This window comes from Anaerobacillus sp. 63XJN7_4_ISO-PGPR-S23-413, assembly GCF_056173725.1.
On the sequence record NZ_CM149688.1, the window covers coordinates 2,886,397 to 2,908,291 of the forward strand.

The window sequence follows — 21,895 nt, forward strand, 5'->3', positions numbered from 1 at the left end:
ATGAAGAGAAAAAAAGGTAACCGCTCTGGTTACCTTTTTTCATTCTTTAAATCAATAAAAAAGCTGCCATTCTTATGAAGAGAACAAAATGAGATACGTTTAATATCCTTATGACCCACTTTTCTTAATTCCTGACGAAGCCATAAAGCTGTTTTTCCAATTCGTTCAAGATGTTCCTCCTGTACTTTCCCGTCGAGAATGAGAGGGAGTGGCATCAATGTCTCTGGATGTTCCTTCTTATCATCTTCCTCTTTTCTAATGACAGATAGCTTTCCAGAAGGCTCAAGGATGGCGAATTCCACGTCCGAAACAGAAGCAACGTTATTTTCTCTCAGTTGAATAAGCAAATCATCAAAGTTATACCGTTGTTTTTTCATTTCGATCTCATCAATTCGACCACGATCAATTAAAACAGACGGCTTTCCATCTACAATTTCTCTAACCTTCTCACTTTTTAATGAAATATAAGCCATAATCATTTGAATAAGTACTAGAATGACCATTGGAACAATTGTATTTATCATTGGCGTTTGAGGGTCTTCAATTGACATAACGGCAAGCTCAGCAATCATAATGGAGACAACAAAATCAAGAATGCTTAACTGACCAATTTCTCGTTTTCCCATGACTCGAAAAACAAAAATGATGACAAAATATAAAACAAGTGTCCTCATTATGACTGTCATAAATTCCATCCCTGAATCCCTCCTTCCAGTCTTGTTTTGATTAGTGTAACCATGTTTCAGCTCAGCATGAGGGAATGTATTGGAAAAACGGATTTTTACATTTCATTAAAATAACGTGTGAACCAAAGATAGGATGATCTTAGCACAAATAAAAAAGCTTCCCTCAATAGTAGGGAAGCAAATAGCGGAAATAAATGTAGATTGTACTAATGGCAAGTGAAACACAAACAACAGGTATTCCGATTTTCAAAAATTCAATAAAGCGAACTTCTTGTTTATCTTTCAGCGCTAGACCTGCTACTACTACGTTTGCTGAAGCACCGATTAACGTTCCGTTCCCCCCAAGACATGAGCCTAAGGCAAGCGACCACCACAATGGATCAAGGTTTGTCATTCCATAACCCGAAAATTCCGTAATGACAGGAATCATCGCTGCTACAAATGGAATATTATCTAAAAAGGCTGAAAGAAAACCAGATCCCCATAAAATCACAAGCGATGTTTTAGGCAAATCGCCGTCCGTGTATAAGAGAATACTTCTCGCCACTTCATCAATAATCCCTACTTCCTCTAATCCACCGATTAAAATGAACAATCCAATAAAGAAGAACAGGGTCACCCATTCAATTGACTCGAAAACCTCTTCAATCTTGTGTTCATTTTGTGTGATGAGTAATAAGAGGACCGCTCCTGCCATCGCAATGTTAGTTAGCTCTGTATGTAAAATAGGATGTAGCAGAAAGCCTGAAATCGTCATTAGCAGAACGACCGACGATTTATAAAGAAGAGGCCCTCTCTTTAAATAATCATCTGCATTAATTCGAAGCAACGTTTGTCGATGGTCGTCATCTACAGTCAATCCCTTTCGATATAAAAATAAAAGACCTGTCATGATCACGGCATAAATGACAACAACCACTGGTGCCAGATTATATAGAAAATCATTAAAGTCTAAATGATCAACAGCCTGCCCGATCATAATGTTCGGCGGATCACCAATCAACGTTGCTGTTCCACCTATATTAGAAGATAAAATAACAGTTACTAAAAAGGGCATGCTTGTAATTTTAAGTATCCTTGTTAAGGTAAGAGTAATTGGTACGAGAAGAAGAACGGTGGTCACATTATCTAATAAAGCTGATCCAACTGCAGTCAATGTCCCTATTACAGCAAGTAGCGGCAGCGGTTTTCCTTGTACCTGTTGCGCAAGTTTGATGGAAATATATTCAAACAATCCATTCTGACTTGTAATGGAGACAAGAATCATCATTGAAAACAATAATGCAATCGTATTCCAATCAACGTGGTTCATGAAAGCAGAATCTGTGGTTGTAATTCCTGAAAGTAGCATGAGAAGACCACCGCCACAGGCAACGATCGCACGATTAATTTTCTCAGTTAATATGCCGACATAAGCAAGAACAAATATGATGAGCGCGATGATCATTTCCAATCCATGCTGCCCCTTCCCTGTCCCGTTTCTAACATCGTATGACGAGCTGTTCGATTTCATGAATAGACTTCTATTTCCTTCTCAAACGAATAGAATGTACAAACTATCTCGTTTAAGGAGGAAGACAATGAGATCGAAACATGCAGTCTCAAGTATGGGCTCAGGGCTATTAGCAATAATCGTGATTGTGCTTGCAACTAGCGTGCTTTTTTCTTTAATTCTTCGTTTCACATCTGTATCAGAAAACGGACTGAGCCCGTTCATTATTGTTGCTACCGTTATTGCATTTTTTATAGGTGGCTTTATTTCAGGTGGGAAAGGAGGAGAACGCGGTTGGCTACTAGGAGGAGGAACAGCCATTATGTACGTCATTCTCCTCTTTCTCATTCAGTATCTGGGTTACAGAATAAACATGAATCTTGAACAATTGCTTTACCATGCTGGTTATGGTCTGATTTGCATTCTAGGAGGAATCATGGGGGTAAATGTTAGAGGCGGAAATCATCGAGAGGCTTAGACGAACAAAGAGCGCCCTCTGATGAGGACGCTCTTTATTATGTTACTTGCTGTTTTCAGTGATTGATTCGCGGATAGCCGCTCGGTCAAACACCATTTTTGTACCGTCTGTAGTACGGATTGTAATTGTACCTTCATCCATTGCATCAATGATGCCATGCATACCACCGATCGTTACAACTTTATTTCCTTTTTCTAAGCTTGCTTGCATTTCTTTCGTTTTCTTTTGACGCTTCTGTTGCGGGCGAATCAAAAGGAAATAGAAAATCGCAAACATTAGTAGAAGCGGGACTATATTCATTAACGTAGAACCCATATTCATTTCACCCCTTTCCAGCAATCATACAATCTATGGATTAAAAGTTTTTCGCATTTGGTTTATTAAACCCATATTGTTCAAAAAACTCATCCTTAAAGTCCAGGAGACGATCATCCATAATCGCCTGCCTAACTTGCTTCATCAAGTTTAACAGAAAATAGAGATTATGGTAAGTCGTTAATCTAAAGCCAAATGTTTCATTGGATTTTACAAGATGACGAATATACGCCCTTGAATAATTGCGGCAGACATGACAATCACAATTCTCGTCAAGCGGACGGAAATCACGTGCATATTTTGCATTTCGAACGACTAGACGACCATTACTAGTCATTAGTGTTCCATTTCGCGCGATACGAGTAGGAAGAACACAATCAAACATATCCACGCCTCGAATAGCTCCGTCAATAAGAGAATCTGGTGAACCAACCCCCATTAAATAACGAGGTTTCTGAGTTGGAAGGTGAGGTGTCGTAAACTCGAGCACGCGATTCATCACGTCTTTCGGTTCACCTACTGAAAGGCCTCCAATAGCATAGCCCGGGAAATCAAGTGAAACAAGATCCTCAGCACTTTGTTTTCTTAACTCTTCATACTCTCCACCTTGAACAATTCCAAACAACCCCTGGATGTCTTTTCGTTCATGAGCTGTCAGGCATCGTTCAGCCCAGCGACTCGTACGCTCAACAGAACTTTTCATGTAATCAAATTCTGCTGGGTATGGAGGACACTCATCGAATGCCATCATAATATCAGAACCGAGTGCATTTTGGATTTCCATTGCGCCTTCTGGAGATAAGAATAACTTCTCACCGCTCATGTGATTCCGAAAATGAACGCCTTTTTCCTCAATCTGTCTCAGGTCACTTAAGCTAAAGACCTGAAATCCTCCAGAATCCGTAAGAATCGGCTGATCCCAGTTCATAAATTTATGAAGGCCCCCAGCTTCTTTGACAATATCATGACCAGGACGAAGCCAAAGATGATACGTGTTACTAAGGATAACGCCAGCGCCCATTTCTTTTAGTTCTTCTGGACTCATCGTTTTCACTGTCGCAAGTGTTCCAACAGGCATAAACATCGGTGTATCAAACGTACCATGTGGCGTGTGCAACTTTCCAAGACGTGCCCCACTTTGTTTACACGTTTTTATTAATTCATAGCGAATTGGTTCTGTCATTCTTTCATACTCCCTTCCAAAATCAACATTGCATCACCAAAACTGAAGAAGCGATACTCTTCCTCAACAGCCGTGCGATAAGCAGAAAGCACAAAATCTCTTCCCGCAAGGGCACTCACGAGCATGATCAATGTTGACTGAGGCAGGTGAAAGTTTGTAATCAGCCCATCGATTGCTTTAAAAGTATAACCCGGATAAATAAAAATGTCGGTCCAACCAGAAGCTTCTTCAAATTGTCCATCATGTGCTGATGCCACGGTTTCAAGTGTTCTCGTTGAAGTAGTACCGACAGAAATGATTCGGCCTCCCGATTCCCTTACACTGTTCAACAGTTCAGCGGTGCCCTTTGTCAGTTGATAAAATTCCCCGTGCATTTCATGTTCAAGAATATTATCGACGGAAACTGGTCGGAAAGTGCCAAGACCCACATGAAGTGTGATAAATGCGACATGAACACCTTTATCTTCAAGACGCTGAAGCATTTCTTCTGTGAAGTGGAGGCCAGCAGTTGGTGCTGCTGCAGATCCTCTATGCTTAGCAAAAACGGTTTGATATCGTTCTTGATCATCGAGCGTTTCAGTAATATATGGTGGAAGAGGCATTTCGCCAAGCTGATCAAGAATTTCATAGAAAACGCCTTCGTATTGAAACTCTAATACTCGTCCGCCATGTTCAAGTGACTCTTTGCATACGGCTGTTAGACGTCCATCGCCAAATGAAATCACAGTGCCTGGCTTCACTCGCTTAGCCGGTTTAACAAGAGTCTCCCATTGATCCTCTTCCATTTGCTTAAGAAGCAGCACTTCAATTTTAGCTCCTGTTTCTTCTTTTAATCCATACAATCTAGCTGGCATGACTCGTGTATCATTCAACACAAGACAATCACCGGGATTTATGTAATCCTCTAAATTGGAGAATTCGCGATGCTGAAGCTTTTGCTTTAATGGATCTAATACCATCAATCTGGACTTAGTCCGTTCCTTTAACGGCGTTTGAGCAATTAACCGTTCTGGAAGTTCAAAATCAAAATCATTTACGTTCATTTTATTCACCACTGTTTCTAGAAAGTGTTCAACTTTATTGATTTTACCACAGCTCTACCTGTTGGCGCACCCTTAAGGGGCAGTTCCCCTTCTACCATGTTGAAAATGGCGTTTGGAAAGCTGCCCCTTATCTGAACTTACCTATAATAAAAAAGAGTAAAGACAAGGCAATACTAACGACTATTGAGGTTACAATCGGGAAAAAAAACGTAGTGTTTCCTTTTTTGATTACGATGTCACCAGGTAATTTCCCAATAAAGGACCACAACACACCAATGGCCAAGAAGGCGATCCCTAAGATAATAAACAGTTTTGAAATTCCCATCGCTATTGAGGAATCTCCATACCAAAGTGATCATATACCTGATGAGTAACCATACGTCCACGAGGTGTACGCTGAAGAAATCCAATTTGAAGAAGATAGGGTTCATACACGTCTTCAATGGTATGACTTTCTTCACCAATCGTTGCTGCAATTGTATCTACTCCTACAGGACCTCCACGGAATTTCTCTATGATGGCTAATAGAAGCTTGTGATCGATATGATCAAGTCCAAGAGGATCGACTTGCATCATCTCAAGAGCCTGAGAAGCAAGCGAATGCGAAATGACGCCATCCCCTTTCACCTGTGCAAAATCCCTTACACGTTTTAGCAAGCGATTGGCAATTCTAGGGGTCCCTCGCGATCTTCGGGCAAGTTCAACAGCAGCAGCGTGGTCCATTTCAACATCGAAAATGTCAGCTGTTCTCATTAAAATAGTTTGAAGTTCATCTTCAAGATAATACTCTAATCTACTCAGTACGCCGAAACGATCTCGTAAAGGCGCCGTTAATAGTCCAGCCCTTGTCGTAGCGCCTACTAGGGTGAACGGTGGCAGATCCAAACGAACAGATCTTGCCGTTTCGCCTTTTCCTATTACAATATCTAGACAGTAGTCTTCCATCGCAGGATAAAGAACTTCTTCAACACTTCGAGGTAGTCGATGTATTTCATCGATAAATAAAACATCCCCAGGTTCAAGGGCGGTTAATATAGCTGCAAGATCACCAGGTCTTTCAATCGCAGGACCTGATGTTGTACGCAAATTCACTTCCATCTCGTTTGCAATAATGGCCGAGAGAGTCGTTTTACCTAGACCAGGAGGGCCGTACAACAGCACATGATCTAAGGGCTCTTCACGCATTTTAGCCGCTTCAATAAACACTTCAAGATTTCGCTTTACCTTTTCTTGTCCAATATATTGACTTAATCGCTGAGGACGGAGGCTATATTCTACGGATGAGTCGTCACCGACCTGCTCTCCTGATAGAATTCGATCTTCCACTTTACTCCCTCCTTATTGCTTCAGCATAAGCTGAAGGGCTTTTTTAATATACTGATCTGTCGTTAACGTTTCTTCAACTAGCTTTGGTTTAATCTTCTTAATTTCTCGTTCAGCATACCCAAGAGCTTTCAATGCTTCTAGCGCTTCTTCTAGCTCATGAGCACCCTCTTCTTGAACTTCATCCACTGCAAACAATCCCTCAGTGGGAGCGCCAAAGCCTTTAAGCTTACCTTTTAGATCTAGAATGATTTGTCTGGCAGTTTTCTTACCAACGCCAGGAAACTTTGTTAGAAATTTCTCATCTTCCATTTCAATGGCACTCACAACTTTATCAGGTTCACCAGTCGCTAAAATGGCCACAGCTCCCTTAGGACCGATACCGGAAACATTTAGAAGCTTCTCAAACAAAAGTCGCTCTTCCCGTGTTGGAAATCCATAAAGGGCAATGAGATCTTCTCTAACGTAATGATGCGTAAAAATTTGAATCGATTGATTACGGTACTTCTGAAATTCAAAAGGATTCCCACAATAAATTTTATATCCTATCGCATTCGATTCTACAACAATGTATTCTGTATCAATATATTCAACCGTGCCTTTAATATATTCTATCAAAGCTACTCTCTCCCCTGTACATACGAACATGTATTTCTATCTCTCCATTCTACCATAAAAAGATGAAAAGCGGAGACGAGCGTTTAGAAACGGAGATAAGCGTCTAAATCAAAAGAAGAACCTGCCCTTACTGGACAGGTTCTTCTTTTTTAATTTTAGAAAAAGACTGGATGACGTCTTCAAACTGATACCATGACTCTACTGGAATTCCTTCCATAAGCTGCTCTCTTCTTTGACTTTCTAGCTTTCCTACATCAATTTGAAAAAATGTTTGAATGACTTTCTCTTCTGCCGGAATTCCATCAAATATCGTAAGAATGCCATCCTCTGTTAATCCAAAATGTCCATTTTGTTTACTCGCAGGCGAAATATCTTCTAGATTCCGTTCAAATATCATTCGTCCTTCTTCTTGATCTACAAGTTGCCAATCAGCGTATTGACTCCAAAAGTCTTCCATTGCCCATATGGTTTCATATACAGATTGGTTCGTTGAAACACCGTCCGCATAATTTGTTCTCAATACAACTTCAACAACTAGTGGTCCTTTTTCTTGAGTTTTGGTTCCTGTAACCGGTGATATGCCATCTCCTTCATAAGCCACGGCCGATGTTCCTCCAAGAACAAGAAGTATACCTAATAGAAGGAGTGGATAAAGGCTTTTCATATGTTTCCAACACCTTTCTTCCATTTTCAAGAAGTTCATGCCGTTAGCGTTTCCATTTTATTGAGGAATATGCATCAAAAAAAGCTACAGAAAAACTGTAGCTCACAATTGATCATAAACATCATCATTTATTTCAGCATTATGATAAACATCTTGCACATCATCGTTATCTTCAAGCATATCAATTAGCTTTAACATATGAAGCCCATCTTCATCTTCTAGTGGAGCATACGTTTCTGGAATCATCGTGACTTCAGTGGAAGAGAAACTTAATCCGCTCGCTTGTAATTGGTGCTTTACATCTTGGAATTCCTGGGGATCGGTATAAATCTCATAAGCATCCTCATTTGTTTCCATTTCTTCAGCCCCGGCTTCAATAACCTGAAGCATCAATTCATCTCCATCGAGATCATTTTCGGAACGATCGATCACAAGGAGACCTTTTCGGTTAAATAAGAATGAAACACAGCCATTTTCGCCCATATTCCCTTTATTTTTACTAAAGGCATGACGCACATCTGCTGCAGCTCGATTTTTATTATCGGTAAGTAGTTGAACCATAATGGCGGCACCACCTGGGCCATATCCTTCGTATGTCACGTTATCATATTGAACACCGTCTAAATCCCCTGTAGCTTTCTTAATTGCTCGATCAATGTTTTCGTTAGGCATATTTGATGATTTAGCCTTGTCCACAGCAAGCCTTAATGAGGGATTCGTTTCCGGATCGCCCCCTCCTTGCTTGGCAGCTACAAAGATTTCCTTAGCTAGCTTCATAAATACTTTTCCACGTTTAGCATCTTGAGCGTTTTTTCTACGCTGTATATTTTTCCATTTGGAATGTCCTGCCATCTAAGAGAACTCCTTTCAAATGAACTGATTTCCCAACTATATCATAGGGCTCAAGTCTCCGAAAAGAGTTTTGCATATGTAGTCGAGCAGGCTACTGCCCGCTCGTTATTTTTATTATTTATTGTTTTCAAATGGACGTTTTGCAGCATTTCCGATGTCATCTAATATGCCATTCACATCTGCCTGTACCTCTTCAAAACCATCTCCATCTTCGAGACGGTTATTAACATCGCCCATTCGACCAAACACATTTTCATCTGTTGAAATTGACACATTCTTTTGCTTTGTTACTTTTGCTACCTCGCTGCGAACCTTGTCTTTAACATCTGCATCGTTTTGGTCGTTTGTATCAACGGCAATCATAATTTGATCACCATATACGATAACTCGAGCATCATCCACGTTCTTAAGCTTATTGATTCGTTTAGCTAGTCGTGTAGAAAGCTCATTATCATAACCTGAATAATTGTTATCTGTACGCATATATCCAGGGCCATTCATGCCATTTCGCTTATCGATTTGCTTTTTGTCAGGGGCCTTAACTCCGTTTGAATAGTCACGATCAATCATATCCGTTACTGCACCTTCACGGTAATCACCGTTATTATCTTCACTCGTGTAGTAACCAATTGGACGTGCGGAGTCGTTATAACGCGTATCCATCGCCTCATTATCAGCTGTACAGCCGATCAAACCACCTGCGAGCATCATCGTTGAAAGCGTCAAGACTGTTTTCTTCATATTTAAAACCTCCTTTCACCTTTAGAATGTGAGGAGGCTTATCATTTTAATCTGTTAGTTCTAGGTAACACAGGGACCTACTTCAGAATCGAATTAATAAACCGTGATCTAAGGTTGTTTTGTTGTCTCATTTTAACTAATAGGGCACTTCTTCCATTTGGATTCATCAACCATTCTCGGTAGAAATCGGCAGGATAGGCTAGAAGCCTACACAACAAAGGGTTCTCTAAGCAATGTCGAACAGTCGGGATATGAGATCGTGACCATTCATCCAGTGACCAGTTAGAGTGAGGCAGCATTCGATTCATTAACTGCAAAAAGTCATATTCATGAGGGGCATAGTTCGCTAGGTCACCATCAATCAATAATAATGTATCCGTACGAAAGATAAAATTATGATGTGCGGGGTCGCCGTGAACAATGCATTTATCACGGAGAGCATTTCGTTCCAATTCTTCGATCGGTGTCATACCCGAAATGACTTCTTCCCCTACAGAAATATAATACTGAATGAATTGTTTTTCATTTGCAGATATTAGAGAAGATCCTACTTCATTCTTGAAGCGAATTAAACGGTTCGTCCACTTACGAGTAAGTGATACGGGAAAAATATCCTTACTGACTAATCCTATACTTTCTTGATGAAAGTGTGCTACTTTCTCAATCGCTAAAAGCCGATCTTCTTTCAATGAGTAATTGAGCGTTCGTCCCTCCATTGTTTTCATACAGGCAAAATATACTCCCCCGTCTTCCTTAAGCCAATCGCCATCTGGAAATGGAATGAAAGTAATAAAAGAATCTGAACAGTGATGTGAGAGGTGTATTTGTTTTCTTAACGTTTCCTTTTTTACAGATCCTTTCATATAAACCGATACGCCAGTAATCAATCTGCCCTTCCAAACAAATGAATTAACACGTTCTAAATGAAGAAAAAAAGGACGTACCCTTTCCAGGATACCGTCCTCTTTTTCCTTAGCGTGATTCTGCATAGCTACTTTCCATGCCCATGTAATCATCCATCATTGGCGCTTTATTCGCTCCCTGAACAAATCCCGGATTCGCATATTGCGGCATTTGGTGATATGGTGAAACGTTCGGATTCCCACCACATCCACAGTCGTGCTGTTGATAAGGTGATACCATTGGCTGGTTCGGATAACCCGGAGGCATCATCATGCCTGCTACGTTCTCATTTGGATAGCCATAAGCTCCCATTACAGCTTCAGGATATTCTTCATTTCCTTTATGGCCATAAGGTGATGGCATACCATTCCCATTCATTGAAGCACCTGCGACGTTTGGGTAGCCCATATTCATTTGCGGATAACCGGAAGCTGCACCTGCTACAGCACCTGGGTATCCACCATTGTTCCCTTTGTGTCCGTAACCTTCATACGCACCCGCTACGTTTTGATTTGAATAACCCAGGTTCCCATCATATTGCATGCCACCTACTGAGCCTGGGTACCCACCATTGTTATCTTTGTACCCATAACCATCATACGCACCCGCTACGTTTTGATTTGGGTAACCCTGATTCCCATCATATTGCATGCCACCTACTGAGCCTGGGTACCCACCATTGTTATCTTTGTGCCCATAACCATCATACGCACCCGCTACGTTTTGATTTGGATAACCCTGGTTCCCATCATATTGCATGCCACCTACTGAGCCTGGGTACCCACCATTGTTATCTTTGTGCCCATAACCATCATACGCACCCGCTACGTTTTGATTTGGGTAACCCTGATTCCCATCATATTGCATGCCACCTACTGAGCCTGGATAGCCTGACATTTGTTGATTGGCTTTATGACCGTAGCTTGCTCCTGCTACATCTGAACTTTCTTCGCCCATTCCATAATTACTTTTATTGGCCCCACCGACCGAACTTTTATTTCCATATTGATATGCGCCTGCTACATTCTGATTAGGATAGCCGTTACCTTGATTATACGCGCCTGCTACATTCCCAGAAGGCGCACCGAAATTCGGCTGACCATACCCTTCATAAGCCCCAGCTACTTCAGAGCTTTCCTCTCCTTTATGGCCGTAATTATTCATTTCTGCTCCTGCAACTGAACCTGGATAGCCACCTTTATTTCCATAGCCTTGATACATCCCAGCCACTTCTCCTGGAGAGGCATTTTGATTACTTTTGTTCCCATAACCATCATATACACCAGCAATATTCTGGTTGTTAGGGAAGCCCATATGCGCTCCGCCTACAGAAGTTGGATACCCCGGGTAACCTCCATTGTATTCTTTGTTCGCATAATTCGTTGCACCCGCTACATTATTAGGATAGCCCTGGTTCATTGGCGGTGGGGGCATTTCCATTGATGAGGATTCAAATTCGCTCAGCACTTCTTCGTCATTCATTGGATAGAATAAATTTTCTGCTTTCTTCGCTTTCTCAACAGGTTTCTTCGCAGCTGCCTTTTTCTCTTCTACTTTCTTCTCAGCCTTCTTTTCAATAGGCTTCATTTTCTTTTCAGGCTTTATTTCTTTTGGCTTAACCTTTTTAGGCTTCTCTTCTTGAGGCATCATGTTCATATTCATGTTCATGTTCATATTCAATTCATTGTTGATCGGCATTGTCATTGAAGGCTTCTCTTTCGGCTTCATCATTGGCTTTTCTTTTTTCTTAGGCATTTCTTTTTTCATTTCTTTAATCGGCATTTCCTTCTTCTTTACCGGAACACCGCCAGATGGTATTTTCACTTTCATACCAGGCATAATCATATTAGGATTGTTAAGCTGTGAATTAACAGCTTTTAGTTGTTCAAAATCAACACCATATTTTTTAGCGATTTTCCACAAAGTATCGCCTTTTTGAACGACATGTATTTTCAAGCTAAAAAACTCCCTCCTGTAATCAGTACAATGAAATTCAGTACAGTGTATGCGTGACTGGGCAGATTGCTACCTTTTTTAAAGGATAAGATCATCACATTAATATGCAGGAGTAAGTGTAGCTATGTATAGTGTCTCTCTCTTCAATAAAAAAAGGAATCAAACATCAAGTCTGATTCCTTATCCATCATGCTCGATCAAGCATTCGATTCAATGATTTAATTGCGTAGAAAGATGTTTCTTGATCAACGATTATTTGATTCGTTTTCTTTCCACTTTGTACTTCTTCAAGCGCCCAAAGAAGGTGGGGCATATCGATTCGATTCATTGTAAGACAAGGACACATATTTGGGTTTAAAGAAACAATTCTTTTATCTGGATGTTGTTGAATGATCCGATTCACAAGATTCATTTCTGTTCCGATTGCCCATTTCGTACCTGGCTCTGCTTCCTCAATGGTTTCAATAATCATTTTAGTAGATCCTGATAAGTCAGAACGTTTAACAACGTCAAAACTGCATTCTGGATGAACAATGACGGACATATCAGGATCATTCTCTCGAATTTGTGCGATGTTTTGAACTGTAAACTTTTCATGGACGGAACAATGACCTTTCCAAAGAATCACCTTAATTGCATCATAATCTCCTTTATATTCAAGCGTATCCGTTATTGGATCCCACACTGCCATCGCTTCAAGTGGAACACCAAGGTCGTAAGCTGTATTCCGCCCAAGATGCTGATCAGGTAAAAATAGGATACGTTCTTTTTGAGTAAAACCCCACTCAACCATTGCTACAGCATTTGAAGATGTAACAGTTGCCCCTCCGTTTCTTCCAACGAATCCTTTAATAGCTGCCGTTGAATTTACATAAGTTAGGGGGAGAATGGTCTCTCCAAAAAGATTAATGAGATGGCTCCAAGCACGTTCAGTTTGATAAATATTCGCCATATCAGCCATCGAACACCCCGCTCGCATATCAGGTAAAATAACCGTTTGATCTTCTTCAGTTAAAATATCTGCTGTTTCGGCCATAAAATGAACACCACAAAAGACTATTGCTTCTGCCTTCTTATTCCGAGCGGCAAGCTGGGCAAGTTGAAGTGAATCTCCGGTATCATCTGCAAATTGAATGACTTCATCTTTTTGATAGTGATGGGCAGGTAAATACAAACGATCCCCCATCTCTGCTTTAATCGCTGTGATTTTTTCTACCATCTCTTGATCTGATAGTTCTTTGTATCGATCAGGAAGTCCGTTCGATCGCTTCAACGCATCTAAAATACTCATTTCTCTTCCCCTTTCATTCGTAAGCTAATATCAAGGCTTTTAACAGAGTGTGTTAAGCAGCCGAGTGAAATAAACTGAACACCTGAATCACGATAAGTTGCAAGGTTCTTAAGCGTGATGCCCCCAGAAGCTTCAGTTATAATGTGGTCAGGTACTAACTGCGCGTATGAAGAGACTTCTGTAGGAGAACAATTATCAAACATAATAATATCTGCTCCCGCATTCACCGCTTGACGAACTTCTATTTCAGATGACGTCTCAACTTCAATTTTGGTCATATGCCCTAAGCGACCTTTCACATGTGCTACAGCCTGTTCGATACTACCAAACTGGGCAATGTGATTATCTTTTAACATTACCCCGCTATCAAGTGTCATTCGATGATTAAATCCTCCTCCACTCCTTACTGCATACTTCTCATACATTCTTAACCCAGGCGTCGTTTTGCGTGTATCACAGATCCGAATCGATGAATCCCCCAAAATTTCCACAGCATGAGAAGTCATCGTTGCAATACCGCTCATTCGCTGTATCATATTTAAAACAACCCGTTCTCCCGTTAATATTGTGCGAACATTTCCTTTCACAGAAGCAATTACTTCACCAGTTTGAACGTGATCGCCATCTTCGACGTAAACCTCGACACAAATATCCCGATCAAGAAGTTCAAACCCGGTCTCGATTACCTGATGCCCACAAAAAACGCCAGCCTCTTTCATTACAAATAACGCCTCAGCTTGATCCTCTGAACGAAATAACAACTCACTTGATAAATCAACATTTCCAATGTCTTCAATAAAAAACTGTTCGAGATCTTTTTTGACTTTCAGCCCAATCATCGTAATATATCCCCCTGAGTATTCTTTTTTGCTTCCACTCTTGCTTCTGATCTGGATAATCTGCGCGATAATGCCCTCCTCTGCTTTCTTCACGAAGAAAAGCTGAAGTTGCCATTAACCACCCTACCTGAAACATATTGTATCGCTCGATTGACTCTATTTTTAAATCCTCAACTAGCCTCATTTCATCCAGCTGAAGCATTCTTAGCGAGTAAGCTAACCCATCACTTGTTCTCACCATTCCTACATGTTGCTCCATTATGTTTTTTAACTCATTTGTTGTTAACAAAGGTTCATGAAGTTGAAAATGTGAGCTCTCCAATTTACCTTCCGTAACGTTCCGTTTATTTTGAAGAATCCACTCCGACGCTTCACTAGCAAATACAATTCCCTCCAAAAGAGAATTGCTTGCAAGACGGTTAGCACCGTGCACACCTGTATGAGCGACCTCACCAAGAGCAAATAAACCTTCTATGGATGTTCTACCAACCTGGTCCGTCATTACTCCGCCCATAAGAAAATGGGCGCCTGGTTTCACGGGAATGAGTCCCTCAGCTAATCTTACGGCATGACTTTGACACTGCTTAGCGATTGTTGGAAATCGTTCTTCAAACTGTGAAACCTTTGATATGTCAAGGTATACAGTCGAAGCCTCTTGTTGAATCTCTCTCGCAACGACATCTCTTGGGGCGAGATCTAATTGGTCATGCTTACCTTCCATTAAACGCTTGCCTTCAACCGTTACTAAAATGCCGCCTTCTCCTCGGACAGCTTCTGAAATAAGGAACGATTGCTCGGTGTCTCCTGCATACATTGTAGGATGAAACTGCATAAATTCTAGGTCGGCTAGAACGGCTCCGGCACGATAAGCCATCGCAAGACCATCGCCCGTTATTGATAGTTCATTTGAAGTAACAGGGTAAAGTTGCCCCGCTCCTCCGGTAGCGAGAATAGTGTACGCTGCATTAATAAGCATTCTTTCACCTTCTTGATTGATCGCTTCAGCTCCAATACACTGCCCATCTTTCATTGTTAAGTCAACGATTTGATGATGCTCAATGATCGTACACTTTCTTTGAACACGCTTCATTAGCGTTAAAACAATTTCTCTCCCCGTCGCATCTCCCCCAGAATGATAAATACGTGAAACACTATGAGCTCCTTCTTTACACCTTTTATACTTTCCATCAGCTTCTTGATCAAAATGAACCCCTAAGTTTATGAGCTGATCGATTTGATCTGGTCCTTTTCTGACCAAAAGTTCCGTTAGTTCTTCATTATTATGAAAAACCCCAGCACGAATCGTATCAAAAAAATGATTTGTCCAGCTGTCTTCATCAGCTGTAGCTGCGGCAATTCCTCCTTGTGCAAGCATTGAATTGCTTTGTCCAAACTTAGACTTTGTGATAATAGTCACATTCTTTTGCGCCGAAAGAAGTTCGGCCACCATCAATCCACTCACGCCACTTCCAATTACTAATACATCTGTTTTTAGCTGATTCATGAAATCCCTTCTCTCGCTGAACAATATGGAGATTACACCAAAGTAAATTAACATGTGTCTTGACACCTATATTTACATATATTTAAATAAATAACAAGACAGAATATAAGCGAGGAGATTAAAATGATTTATTTAGACTACGCAGCTTCAACACCGATGTCAGAAGCTGCAATTGAGGCATATACTCATGCCGCACAGCATTTCTATGCAAATACACAAAGTTCTCATGATGCTGGCACCAACGCTTCTCATTTACTAGAAGCTGCGCGTAGTTCAATCGCCTCTCACATAAATGGCGAACCATCAGGAGTTTATTTTACATCTGGTGGAACAGAATCAAATATACTTGCTCTTAGAAGTTTAGTAAAAATGTATGCTAAAGGACATTTGATTACTTGTGCTGCAGAGCATTCTTCCGTTTTGCATACATTCTCTCAGCTAGAACAGGAAGGATATGAGGTAACATATCTTTCTTATGATCATAATGGGCATGTATTACTTAGTGAATTGTTAAAGACTATTCGTGAAGACACGATTTTAGTATCGGTCGCCTTTGGCAATAGTGAAATAGGATCCGTTCAGTCAATGAAAGAAATCGGAGAAGAACTTGCGAAGCGTCACATTCTTTTCCATACAGATGCGGTACAGGCTTTCGGCAAAATCGCGATTAATGTCAAGGAGATGCATATCTCTGCATTATCCGTTTCATCCCATAAGGTATATGGACCAAAAGGTGTCGGTGCATGCTATATTGCACCGTCTTTAGCATGGAGGCAGAATTTACCCGGAACCGTTCATGAAAAAGGATTTCGCCCTGGTACCGTAAATGTTCCAGGCATTATGTCCTTTGCTGCAGCAGCAGAAGAAACGATTCATGCGTTGAACTCGAACCAAACAAAATATACAAACTTACGTGCCTACCTCGTGAATAAACTTACTCATCCGAATATTGTCATCGAGGGAGAGCAAGGACTACCACATATTATCGGACTTCGAATCAAAGGGATGGAAGGACAATATGTCATGCTAGAGCTGAATCGCAAAGGAATTGCTATTTCAACTGGATCAGCCTGTTCAGTTGGCCAACAGCAGGCTTCAAAGACATTGCGAGCAATGGGAAGATCGGATGATGAAGCTAGAGAGTTAATTCGTATAAGCTTTGGAAAAAGAACTACACAGAAAGAAATAGAGAAAATAGCAGACGTATTTAATGAAATCCTTACACGCACTTCCGTAACAAAGATATAATAAGGGTACACATCGTGGTCTTCGAAAGGAGTTTTCAATAGTGGGACAAGAAGGAGAAAAAATACTGGGTGAGAACAGGAGGTTACTCATTCTTCAATGGCTGAAAGAGAGCGAAAAGCCTTTAACAGGAAGTGATTTATCAAAACGAACCAATGTCAGCAGACAAGTGATTGTCCAGGATATTTCTTTGTTAAAAGCAAGAAATGAACCGATTATCGCTACTTCCCAAGGATATGTCATGTTCTCTTCAGATCGGAAAGATACAAAGCAAGAACAAGTGATTGCATGCAAGCATTTACCAGAAGATACAAAGAATGAACTCTATACAATAGTTGATAACGGAGGGACTGTGAAAGACGTCACCGTTGAGCATCCTCTTTATGGACACTTAACAGCTTCACTTTACGTTGGAAATCGCTTTGAAGCAGATCAATTTCTTTCTAAGCTCTCTATGACAAATGCTTCTCTTTTGTCCGAGCTTACTTCTGGTGTTCATCTTCATACAATCGAAGCAAACTCTAAATCACAGCTTGAGGCTGTTATCAACGCATTAAAACACGAAGGGTTTCTTTTAGAACAGGACTAATTCTAAAAACTTTATTTTCCAATAAAAAAGAACGGCTCAGATGCCGTTCCTTTTTATTGCATTCCTATCGCTATTTATTCGTTACAACAAAGCAGGGGTACTCTCCTAATACAGAAATACCAATACCAAGCGCTTGAATTTCTTCCATTACACCTTTTAAGAGTACATCGCGGTTAGGACGTTCGACATCAATAATAAAGAAATAGTTACCAAGTCCTGTTTTCATTGGGCGAGACTCGATTTTCGTTAAATTGAGATTACGCCATGCAAATGCCGCAAGCACTTGATGGAGGGCTCCAGGATAATCTGAAGGAAGAATAATCTTGTAAGTGACGCGGTCTTCCCGAAATAGGTTAGTTCTCGGGAGTGGTTCAGCCGTTTGATGTAAAACAAGAAAGCGAGTATCATTATCTTCTGTATCATGTATGTCAGCCTGTGCAATGGTTAATCCGTATTTTTCTGCAGCAAGCTCATTACCAATTGCTGCCTCTTCGATCTTTCCGGTACTCTGCACATATTCCGCTGCAGCACTTGTAGACGCTGCATTACTAAGCTCAGCTTGAGCTAACTCCTTTTGGAGAAAAACATGGCATTGGGCTATCGCGTGCGGATGCGAAAGAACTCGAGTAATCTTTGTCCAATCGTTTTGATCAGGATGGATCAGTAAGTGCTGTCGAATTGGCAATACAAGCTCTCCTACGATTGGAAGTGAAACTTGCTGCGAAAGAAGATCAAGCGTCATATTAACGGAGCCTTCAATCGTATTCTCTAGAGGAACAACGCCATAGTCAACAGAACCATTTTCTACTGCTTCAAGGCATGCGCGAATCGTAGGAAAAGGTGTCCGATCCTCGTCTTGAAATAACGTTTTTGCTGCGATTTCTGTAAAAGTTCCTTCTGGTCCAAGAAAACCTATCTTCTTTTGATTATCCATTTTCTCCCCCTATGCTCCAGATCCAATAATTTCAGCATTGTTTACGGCTTCGATGTCTTTAATTTTCTCAAGTAAATTGCTTAAGCGTAAGTTTGTTTCACCAATTTCCATTGTTAAAATAACCGTAGCATAGCCCTGTAGGGGAATCGTCTGGTTAATCGTCAATAAATTGCAACCAAGTGAGGCTACTGTGCTAAGCACTCTAGAAAGCGCTCCTGAACGATCTTCCAAATGAACCGAGAGCGTTACGATCTGTTCAATGATCATCGTATGAAACGGTAAGATTGTGTCACGATATTTATAGAATGCACTCCGACTTACGCCAACTTCATCAATGGCTTCTCGAACTGATTCCACAGTGCCACTTTCAAGAAGAAGCTTGGCTTGCAGCGTTTTCAACATCGAATCAGATAGGACATCTTCCCGAACGAGATAAAAATTCTTATCGTCTTTGCTCATTCTTCCCCTCTCCTCTATCGCGGCCAGCTACGACCGATAATCGTATACCATTCACAGGTTTGCTATGTTCATGTAGCTCTATGTAAAAAAAGACCGCCCTTCCATGAGGACAGTCTTCTCCGTTTATCAGTCTACGAACTCAAATTCGAACTCCAGAATTCGAACCGCATCTCCATCCTCAGCTCCACGCTCTCTTAGCGCATCATCAATTCCCATGCTACGCATTTGTTGCGCGAACCTGCGAACATTGTCTTCTCGGTTAAAGTCTGTCATCTTGAATAGCTTTTCAATTCGTGGTCCGTTAACAACGAATGTTCCGTCGCTATCACGCGTTACAAAGAACTCAGGTGCACCTTTTTCGTGACGGTACATCACGCGAGTCTCTTCTTCCTTCTCTTCATCAAGAGGGAACTCAGGTGTTGTCTCAAGCTTGTCTGCAATTTCAAACAATACTTCCTGGACACCTTGTCGCGTTACAGCAGAAATCGGATAAATCGGGAAATCTTCCTCAAGCTTTTCCTTGAAAATTTCAAGATTTTCTTCAGAATCTGGAAGATCCATTTTATTAGCGACAATGATTTGCGGACGTTCCATTAGACGCATTTTATATTGCTTTAACTCATCATTGATCTTCAAGTAGTCTTCATAAGGGTCTCGCCCTTCCATACCAGACATATCAATGACGTGAACGATAACTCGTGTTCGTTCAATGTGTCGAAGGAACTGATGGCCAAGGCCAACGCCTTCATGAGCGCCCTCAATTAATCCAGGTAAATCAGCCATAACGAAACTGCGTCCATCTTTTGTATCAACAACACCTAGATTGGGTGCAATCGTTGTAAAATGGTATGCTGCAATCTTGGGCTTCGCTGCTGATACTACGGATAGAAGCGTTGACTTACCTACACTAGGAAACCCAACAAGTCCAACATCAGCTAGAACCTTAAGCTCTAAAGTAACATCTTTTTCTTCCCCAGGTTCACCATTCTCTGAAAGCTCTGGTGCCGGGTTAGAAGGTGATGCAAAACGTGAATTCCCACGTCCGCCTCGACCGCCACGCGCTACAGTTGCTCGTTGCCCATGCTCAGTTAGATCCGCAATAACTTCTCCCGTTTCCGCATTAGATACAATTGTACCAGGTGGGACCTTTACAACCATATCTTCTGAATTACGGCCATGCTGATTCTTCGAGCGACCATGCTCACCTGTTTTGGCTTTAAAATGACGATTGTAACGGAAATCCATAAGCGTACGAAGACCTTCTTCTACTTCGAAAATGACGCTTGCGCCTTTTCCTCCATCGCCTCCTGCTGGACCGCCATCCGGTACATATTTCTCTCGACGGAAGGCAACCATACCATTTCCGCCATCGCCTGCTTTAACAAATACTTTGACCTGATCTACAAACATACTTTCACCTCATTTAATCAAAAACGTGCTAACTAGCTCCTGACCCGTTTGCTCTAATTCAATCAATTTAGCGCTTTTCACCTCAGGATTTTCGAACGCCAGCTTGAGCTTGTTTTGATCGGAAACTTCACCTTGAAAATCAAAAACAAGATGAATTTCTTCGTGGTACAACTGAAGCGTTAATAACAAGTGATGATCTGATGGAACTTTCACATGAGAATCAAGCACTGTTGTACATCGAGAGATTAACTCGATAAGATCCGCTTCATAAACGCAAATATCATACTCGTCTCCGATCACTTCAAAATCCAACTGAAATAAATGGTTACACCAGTTAAACGTTAATATATATTCTGCAAGTTTCGGAGCATTTAAATTCGATAATTTTGCTTCCTGTCTCGACTGGATAATAATTTCTTCGATAATTTCCTTTGCCCTGTCTACATGATCCAGCGCAAGGTTTCCCTTGATCAGCTGCAAACGATTTAACCAATCATGACGAGAATGGCGCAGAACGTCAAAGGTATTCCAATTTTTAGACATAATTGCACTCCCAATGCTCTAACCATTTCCTTCATTATAACAATAGATCTTTTCTGTATGTTACTTTGGATTAAAAGAAAACAATCTTACGCGAATTCATTGTGCATCGTCACTTATCCATCTCATTTTCTCCATTATATCAAAAAACTCTAACCGTTCGGTTAGAGTTTTTCTTAAGTTGCTTACGCTTCCTTAGCAACTGGATATACACTTACTTGTTTACGGTCACGTCCAAGACGCTCGAATTTCACGACGCCGTCGATTTTCGCATATAGAGTGTCGTCTCCACCGCGGCCAACGTTTGTACCAGGGTAGATCTTAGTTCCGCGTTGACGGAAAAGAATCGAACCGCCGGATACGAACTCGCCGTCTGCGCTCTTCGCGCCAAGACGCTTGGAGATTGAATCACGGCCGTTTTTTGTACTACCTACACCCTTTTTCGATGCGAAAAACTGTAGATTCATTTTCAACATATTGTCCCACCTCCTATGTGTGAGTAATTTGGATGTGCTTGCCATATTCCTCGGCAATAGCAGAAATGGATACTTCCATTCCTTGAAGGAGAAGTTGAACATTCTCATCTATACGTTGTTCCAGATGATCCGGAACAGTACAGCTGAGGTAGCCGCCTTCATCCTCCATATCAACTATGAGAGTTACATCGCAAAGGGATTCAATCGCATTCACCGTCCCAATCGACACAGCAGAAACACCTGCACAAACTAAATCATAGCCATAAGGGCCAGAATCAGCGTGTCCAGAAAGGGAAAATGAAAGGATGCGATTGTTAGAATCTCGCTTCACCTTGAAACGTATCATCTTAGATA

At 41.1% G+C, this 21,895-nt stretch carries 25 protein-coding genes; 3 read left to right on the forward strand and 22 right to left on the reverse strand.

Annotated features, from left to right (window positions below; all coding sequences use genetic code 11):
- Window positions 1–29: 29 nt before the first annotated feature.
- Both AC0VYO_RS15300 and AC0VYO_RS15305 read right to left on the reverse strand, forming a co-directional pair.
- Complete coding sequence (locus AC0VYO_RS15300) at window positions 30–695, reverse strand: YetF domain-containing protein (protein ID WP_430244073.1); 666 nt, start codon at window positions 693–695, stop codon at window positions 30–32.
- A 154-nt stretch (window positions 696–849) separates the two neighbouring features.
- Complete coding sequence (locus tag AC0VYO_RS15305; protein WP_430244071.1) at window positions 850–2,199, reverse strand: ArsB/NhaD family transporter; 1,350 nt, start codon at window positions 2,197–2,199, stop codon at window positions 850–852.
- Between the two features lie 67 nt (window positions 2,200–2,266).
- Here AC0VYO_RS15305 and AC0VYO_RS15310 point away from each other — a divergent pair, with 67 nt between their 5' ends.
- Complete coding sequence (locus AC0VYO_RS15310; protein WP_194219419.1) at window positions 2,267–2,656, forward strand: TIGR04086 family membrane protein; 390 nt, start codon at window positions 2,267–2,269, stop codon at window positions 2,654–2,656.
- A 42-nt stretch (window positions 2,657–2,698) separates the two neighbouring features.
- Here the strand turns inward: AC0VYO_RS15310 and yajC are convergent, their stop codons facing one another.
- From yajC to nadB, 14 genes are all read right to left on the reverse strand, one after another.
- Window positions 2,699–2,971 carry a preprotein translocase subunit YajC gene (gene yajC, locus AC0VYO_RS15315; protein ID WP_194219645.1) on the reverse strand — a complete coding sequence of 91 codons (273 nt, stop codon included), beginning with the start codon at window positions 2,969–2,971 and terminating at the stop codon, window positions 2,699–2,701.
- A 40-nt stretch (window positions 2,972–3,011) separates the two neighbouring features.
- Window positions 3,012–4,154: a tRNA guanosine(34) transglycosylase Tgt gene (tgt, locus tag AC0VYO_RS15320; RefSeq protein ID WP_194219418.1), complete on the reverse strand. Its 1,143-nt coding sequence runs from the start codon at window positions 4,152–4,154 to the stop codon at window positions 3,012–3,014.
- Window positions 4,151–5,197, reverse strand: a complete 1,047-nt coding sequence (queA, locus tag AC0VYO_RS15325) for a tRNA preQ1(34) S-adenosylmethionine ribosyltransferase-isomerase QueA (RefSeq protein ID WP_475365543.1) — start codon at window positions 5,195–5,197, stop codon at window positions 4,151–4,153. The genes tgt and queA overlap by 4 nt, the downstream gene beginning before the upstream one ends.
- A 127-nt stretch (window positions 5,198–5,324) precedes the next feature.
- The gene (locus AC0VYO_RS15330; protein ID WP_194219416.1) at window positions 5,325–5,522 is read right to left on the reverse strand and encodes a DUF2905 domain-containing protein; all 198 of its coding nucleotides are present in this window, start codon (window positions 5,520–5,522) and stop codon (window positions 5,325–5,327) included.
- 2 nt (window positions 5,523–5,524) lie between these two features.
- Window positions 5,525–6,523 carry a Holliday junction branch migration DNA helicase RuvB gene (gene ruvB, locus AC0VYO_RS15335; RefSeq protein WP_194219415.1) on the reverse strand — a complete coding sequence of 333 codons (999 nt, stop codon included), beginning with the start codon at window positions 6,521–6,523 and terminating at the stop codon, window positions 5,525–5,527.
- 12 nt (window positions 6,524–6,535) lie between these two features.
- Window positions 6,536–7,138, reverse strand: coding sequence for a Holliday junction branch migration protein RuvA (ruvA, locus tag AC0VYO_RS15340; RefSeq protein ID WP_283153937.1), 603 nt, complete (start codon window positions 7,136–7,138; stop codon window positions 6,536–6,538).
- A 127-nt stretch (window positions 7,139–7,265) separates the two neighbouring features.
- Window positions 7,266–7,802: a BofC C-terminal domain-containing protein gene (locus tag AC0VYO_RS15345; RefSeq protein ID WP_430244061.1), complete on the reverse strand. Its 537-nt coding sequence runs from the start codon at window positions 7,800–7,802 to the stop codon at window positions 7,266–7,268.
- Window positions 7,803–7,904: 102 nt separating this feature from the next.
- A complete protein-coding gene (locus AC0VYO_RS15350) occupies window positions 7,905–8,654 on the reverse strand; it encodes a YebC/PmpR family DNA-binding transcriptional regulator (protein WP_475365544.1) in 750 nt (249 codons plus the stop codon).
- 114 nt (window positions 8,655–8,768) lie between these two features.
- The gene (locus AC0VYO_RS15355; RefSeq protein WP_404681463.1) at window positions 8,769–9,395 is read right to left on the reverse strand and encodes a YhcN/YlaJ family sporulation lipoprotein; all 627 of its coding nucleotides are present in this window, start codon (window positions 9,393–9,395) and stop codon (window positions 8,769–8,771) included.
- Between the two features lie 77 nt (window positions 9,396–9,472).
- Window positions 9,473–10,411 carry a phosphotransferase gene (locus tag AC0VYO_RS15360; protein WP_475367772.1) on the reverse strand — a complete coding sequence of 313 codons (939 nt, stop codon included), beginning with the start codon at window positions 10,409–10,411 and terminating at the stop codon, window positions 9,473–9,475.
- Window positions 10,368–12,254, reverse strand: coding sequence for a SafA/ExsA family spore coat assembly protein (gene safA / locus AC0VYO_RS15365; protein ID WP_475367773.1), 1,887 nt, complete (start codon window positions 12,252–12,254; stop codon window positions 10,368–10,370). Before safA ends, AC0VYO_RS15360 begins: the two co-directional genes overlap by 44 nt.
- Window positions 12,255–12,441: 187 nt before the next feature.
- Window positions 12,442–13,545, reverse strand: a complete 1,104-nt coding sequence (nadA, locus tag AC0VYO_RS15370) for a quinolinate synthase NadA (protein ID WP_475365547.1) — start codon at window positions 13,543–13,545, stop codon at window positions 12,442–12,444.
- Window positions 13,542–14,384 (reverse strand): carboxylating nicotinate-nucleotide diphosphorylase, encoded by an 843-nt coding sequence (gene nadC, locus AC0VYO_RS15375; protein ID WP_430244046.1) that lies wholly within the window; start codon window positions 14,382–14,384, stop codon window positions 13,542–13,544. The genes nadA and nadC overlap by 4 nt, the downstream gene beginning before the upstream one ends.
- The gene (gene nadB, locus AC0VYO_RS15380) at window positions 14,338–15,888 is read right to left on the reverse strand and encodes an L-aspartate oxidase (RefSeq protein WP_475365548.1); all 1,551 of its coding nucleotides are present in this window, start codon (window positions 15,886–15,888) and stop codon (window positions 14,338–14,340) included. The genes nadC and nadB overlap by 47 nt, the downstream gene beginning before the upstream one ends.
- Before the next feature lie 123 nt (window positions 15,889–16,011).
- Between nadB and AC0VYO_RS15385 the strand changes: the two genes are divergently transcribed.
- Window positions 16,012–17,136: an IscS subfamily cysteine desulfurase gene (locus AC0VYO_RS15385; RefSeq protein ID WP_475365549.1), complete on the forward strand. Its 1,125-nt coding sequence runs from the start codon at window positions 16,012–16,014 to the stop codon at window positions 17,134–17,136.
- 40 nt (window positions 17,137–17,176) lie between these two features.
- Complete coding sequence (locus AC0VYO_RS15390; RefSeq protein WP_370314245.1) at window positions 17,177–17,722, forward strand: transcription repressor NadR; 546 nt, start codon at window positions 17,177–17,179, stop codon at window positions 17,720–17,722.
- Window positions 17,723–17,792: 70 nt separating this feature from the next.
- Here the strand turns inward: AC0VYO_RS15390 and pheA are convergent, their stop codons facing one another.
- The 6 genes from pheA to AC0VYO_RS15420 form a co-directional block, all read right to left on the reverse strand.
- On the reverse strand, window positions 17,793–18,656 hold the full coding sequence (gene pheA / locus AC0VYO_RS15395; protein WP_194219405.1) for a prephenate dehydratase: 864 nt from the start codon (window positions 18,654–18,656) through the stop codon (window positions 17,793–17,795).
- A 9-nt stretch (window positions 18,657–18,665) separates the two neighbouring features.
- A complete protein-coding gene (locus tag AC0VYO_RS15400; protein ID WP_194219404.1) occupies window positions 18,666–19,115 on the reverse strand; it encodes an ACT domain-containing protein in 450 nt (149 codons plus the stop codon).
- Between the two features lie 126 nt (window positions 19,116–19,241).
- A complete protein-coding gene (obgE, locus tag AC0VYO_RS15405) occupies window positions 19,242–20,525 on the reverse strand; it encodes a GTPase ObgE (protein ID WP_194219403.1) in 1,284 nt (427 codons plus the stop codon).
- A gap of 9 nt (window positions 20,526–20,534) precedes the next feature.
- Window positions 20,535–21,068: a Spo0B C-terminal domain-containing protein gene (locus AC0VYO_RS15410; protein ID WP_226614537.1), complete on the reverse strand. Its 534-nt coding sequence runs from the start codon at window positions 21,066–21,068 to the stop codon at window positions 20,535–20,537.
- Between the two features lie 182 nt (window positions 21,069–21,250).
- A complete protein-coding gene (gene rpmA, locus AC0VYO_RS15415) occupies window positions 21,251–21,541 on the reverse strand; it encodes a 50S ribosomal protein L27 (RefSeq protein WP_098444403.1) in 291 nt (96 codons plus the stop codon).
- 13 nt (window positions 21,542–21,554) lie between these two features.
- A complete protein-coding gene (locus AC0VYO_RS15420) occupies window positions 21,555–21,887 on the reverse strand; it encodes a ribosomal-processing cysteine protease Prp (protein ID WP_430244036.1) in 333 nt (110 codons plus the stop codon).
- Window positions 21,888–21,895 lie beyond the last annotated feature (8 nt).

What these genes read in the sequence shown, in the direction of transcription:
- pheA (WP_194219405.1), bottom strand. Translation starts at nt 18,656, where the DNA reads ATGGATAATCAAAAGAAGATAGGTTTTCTTGGACCAGAAGGAACTTTT.
- queA (WP_475365543.1), bottom strand. Translation starts at nt 5,197, where the DNA reads ATGAACGTAAATGATTTTGATTTTGAACTTCCAGAACGGTTAATTGCT.
- AC0VYO_RS15355 (WP_404681463.1), bottom strand. Translation starts at nt 9,395, where the DNA reads ATGAAGAAAACAGTCTTGACGCTTTCAACGATGATGCTCGCAGGTGGT.
- AC0VYO_RS15310 (WP_194219419.1), top strand. Translation starts at nt 2,267, where the DNA reads ATGAGATCGAAACATGCAGTCTCAAGTATGGGCTCAGGGCTATTAGCA.
- AC0VYO_RS15345 (WP_430244061.1), bottom strand. Translation starts at nt 7,802, where the DNA reads ATGAAAAGCCTTTATCCACTCCTTCTATTAGGTATACTTCTTGTTCTT.
- rpmA (WP_098444403.1), bottom strand. Translation starts at nt 21,541, where the DNA reads ATGTTGAAAATGAATCTACAGTTTTTCGCATCGAAAAAGGGTGTAGGT.
- tgt (WP_194219418.1), bottom strand. Translation starts at nt 4,154, where the DNA reads ATGACAGAACCAATTCGCTATGAATTAATAAAAACGTGTAAACAAAGT.
- AC0VYO_RS15350 (WP_475365544.1), bottom strand. Translation starts at nt 8,654, where the DNA reads ATGGCAGGACATTCCAAATGGAAAAATATACAGCGTAGAAAAAACGCT.
- yajC (WP_194219645.1), bottom strand. Translation starts at nt 2,971, where the DNA reads ATGGGTTCTACGTTAATGAATATAGTCCCGCTTCTACTAATGTTTGCG.
- AC0VYO_RS15330 (WP_194219416.1), bottom strand. Translation starts at nt 5,522, where the DNA reads ATGGGAATTTCAAAACTGTTTATTATCTTAGGGATCGCCTTCTTGGCC.
- nadA (WP_475365547.1), bottom strand. Translation starts at nt 13,545, where the DNA reads ATGAGTATTTTAGATGCGTTGAAGCGATCGAACGGACTTCCTGATCGA.
- nadB (WP_475365548.1), bottom strand. Translation starts at nt 15,888, where the DNA reads ATGAATCAGCTAAAAACAGATGTATTAGTAATTGGAAGTGGCGTGAGT.
- obgE (WP_194219403.1), bottom strand. Translation starts at nt 20,525, where the DNA reads ATGTTTGTAGATCAGGTCAAAGTATTTGTTAAAGCAGGCGATGGCGGA.
- AC0VYO_RS15305 (WP_430244071.1), bottom strand. Translation starts at nt 2,199, where the DNA reads ATGAAATCGAACAGCTCGTCATACGATGTTAGAAACGGGACAGGGAAG.
- nadC (WP_430244046.1), bottom strand. Translation starts at nt 14,384, where the DNA reads ATGATTGGGCTGAAAGTCAAAAAAGATCTCGAACAGTTTTTTATTGAA.
- AC0VYO_RS15410 (WP_226614537.1), bottom strand. Translation starts at nt 21,068, where the DNA reads ATGTCTAAAAATTGGAATACCTTTGACGTTCTGCGCCATTCTCGTCAT.
- AC0VYO_RS15385 (WP_475365549.1), top strand. Translation starts at nt 16,012, where the DNA reads ATGATTTATTTAGACTACGCAGCTTCAACACCGATGTCAGAAGCTGCA.
- AC0VYO_RS15360 (WP_475367772.1), bottom strand. Translation starts at nt 10,411, where the DNA reads ATGATTACATGGGCATGGAAAGTAGCTATGCAGAATCACGCTAAGGAA.
- AC0VYO_RS15300 (WP_430244073.1), bottom strand. Translation starts at nt 695, where the DNA reads ATGGAATTTATGACAGTCATAATGAGGACACTTGTTTTATATTTTGTC.
- AC0VYO_RS15420 (WP_430244036.1), bottom strand. Translation starts at nt 21,887, where the DNA reads ATGATACGTTTCAAGGTGAAGCGAGATTCTAACAATCGCATCCTTTCA.
- AC0VYO_RS15400 (WP_194219404.1), bottom strand. Translation starts at nt 19,115, where the DNA reads ATGAGCAAAGACGATAAGAATTTTTATCTCGTTCGGGAAGATGTCCTA.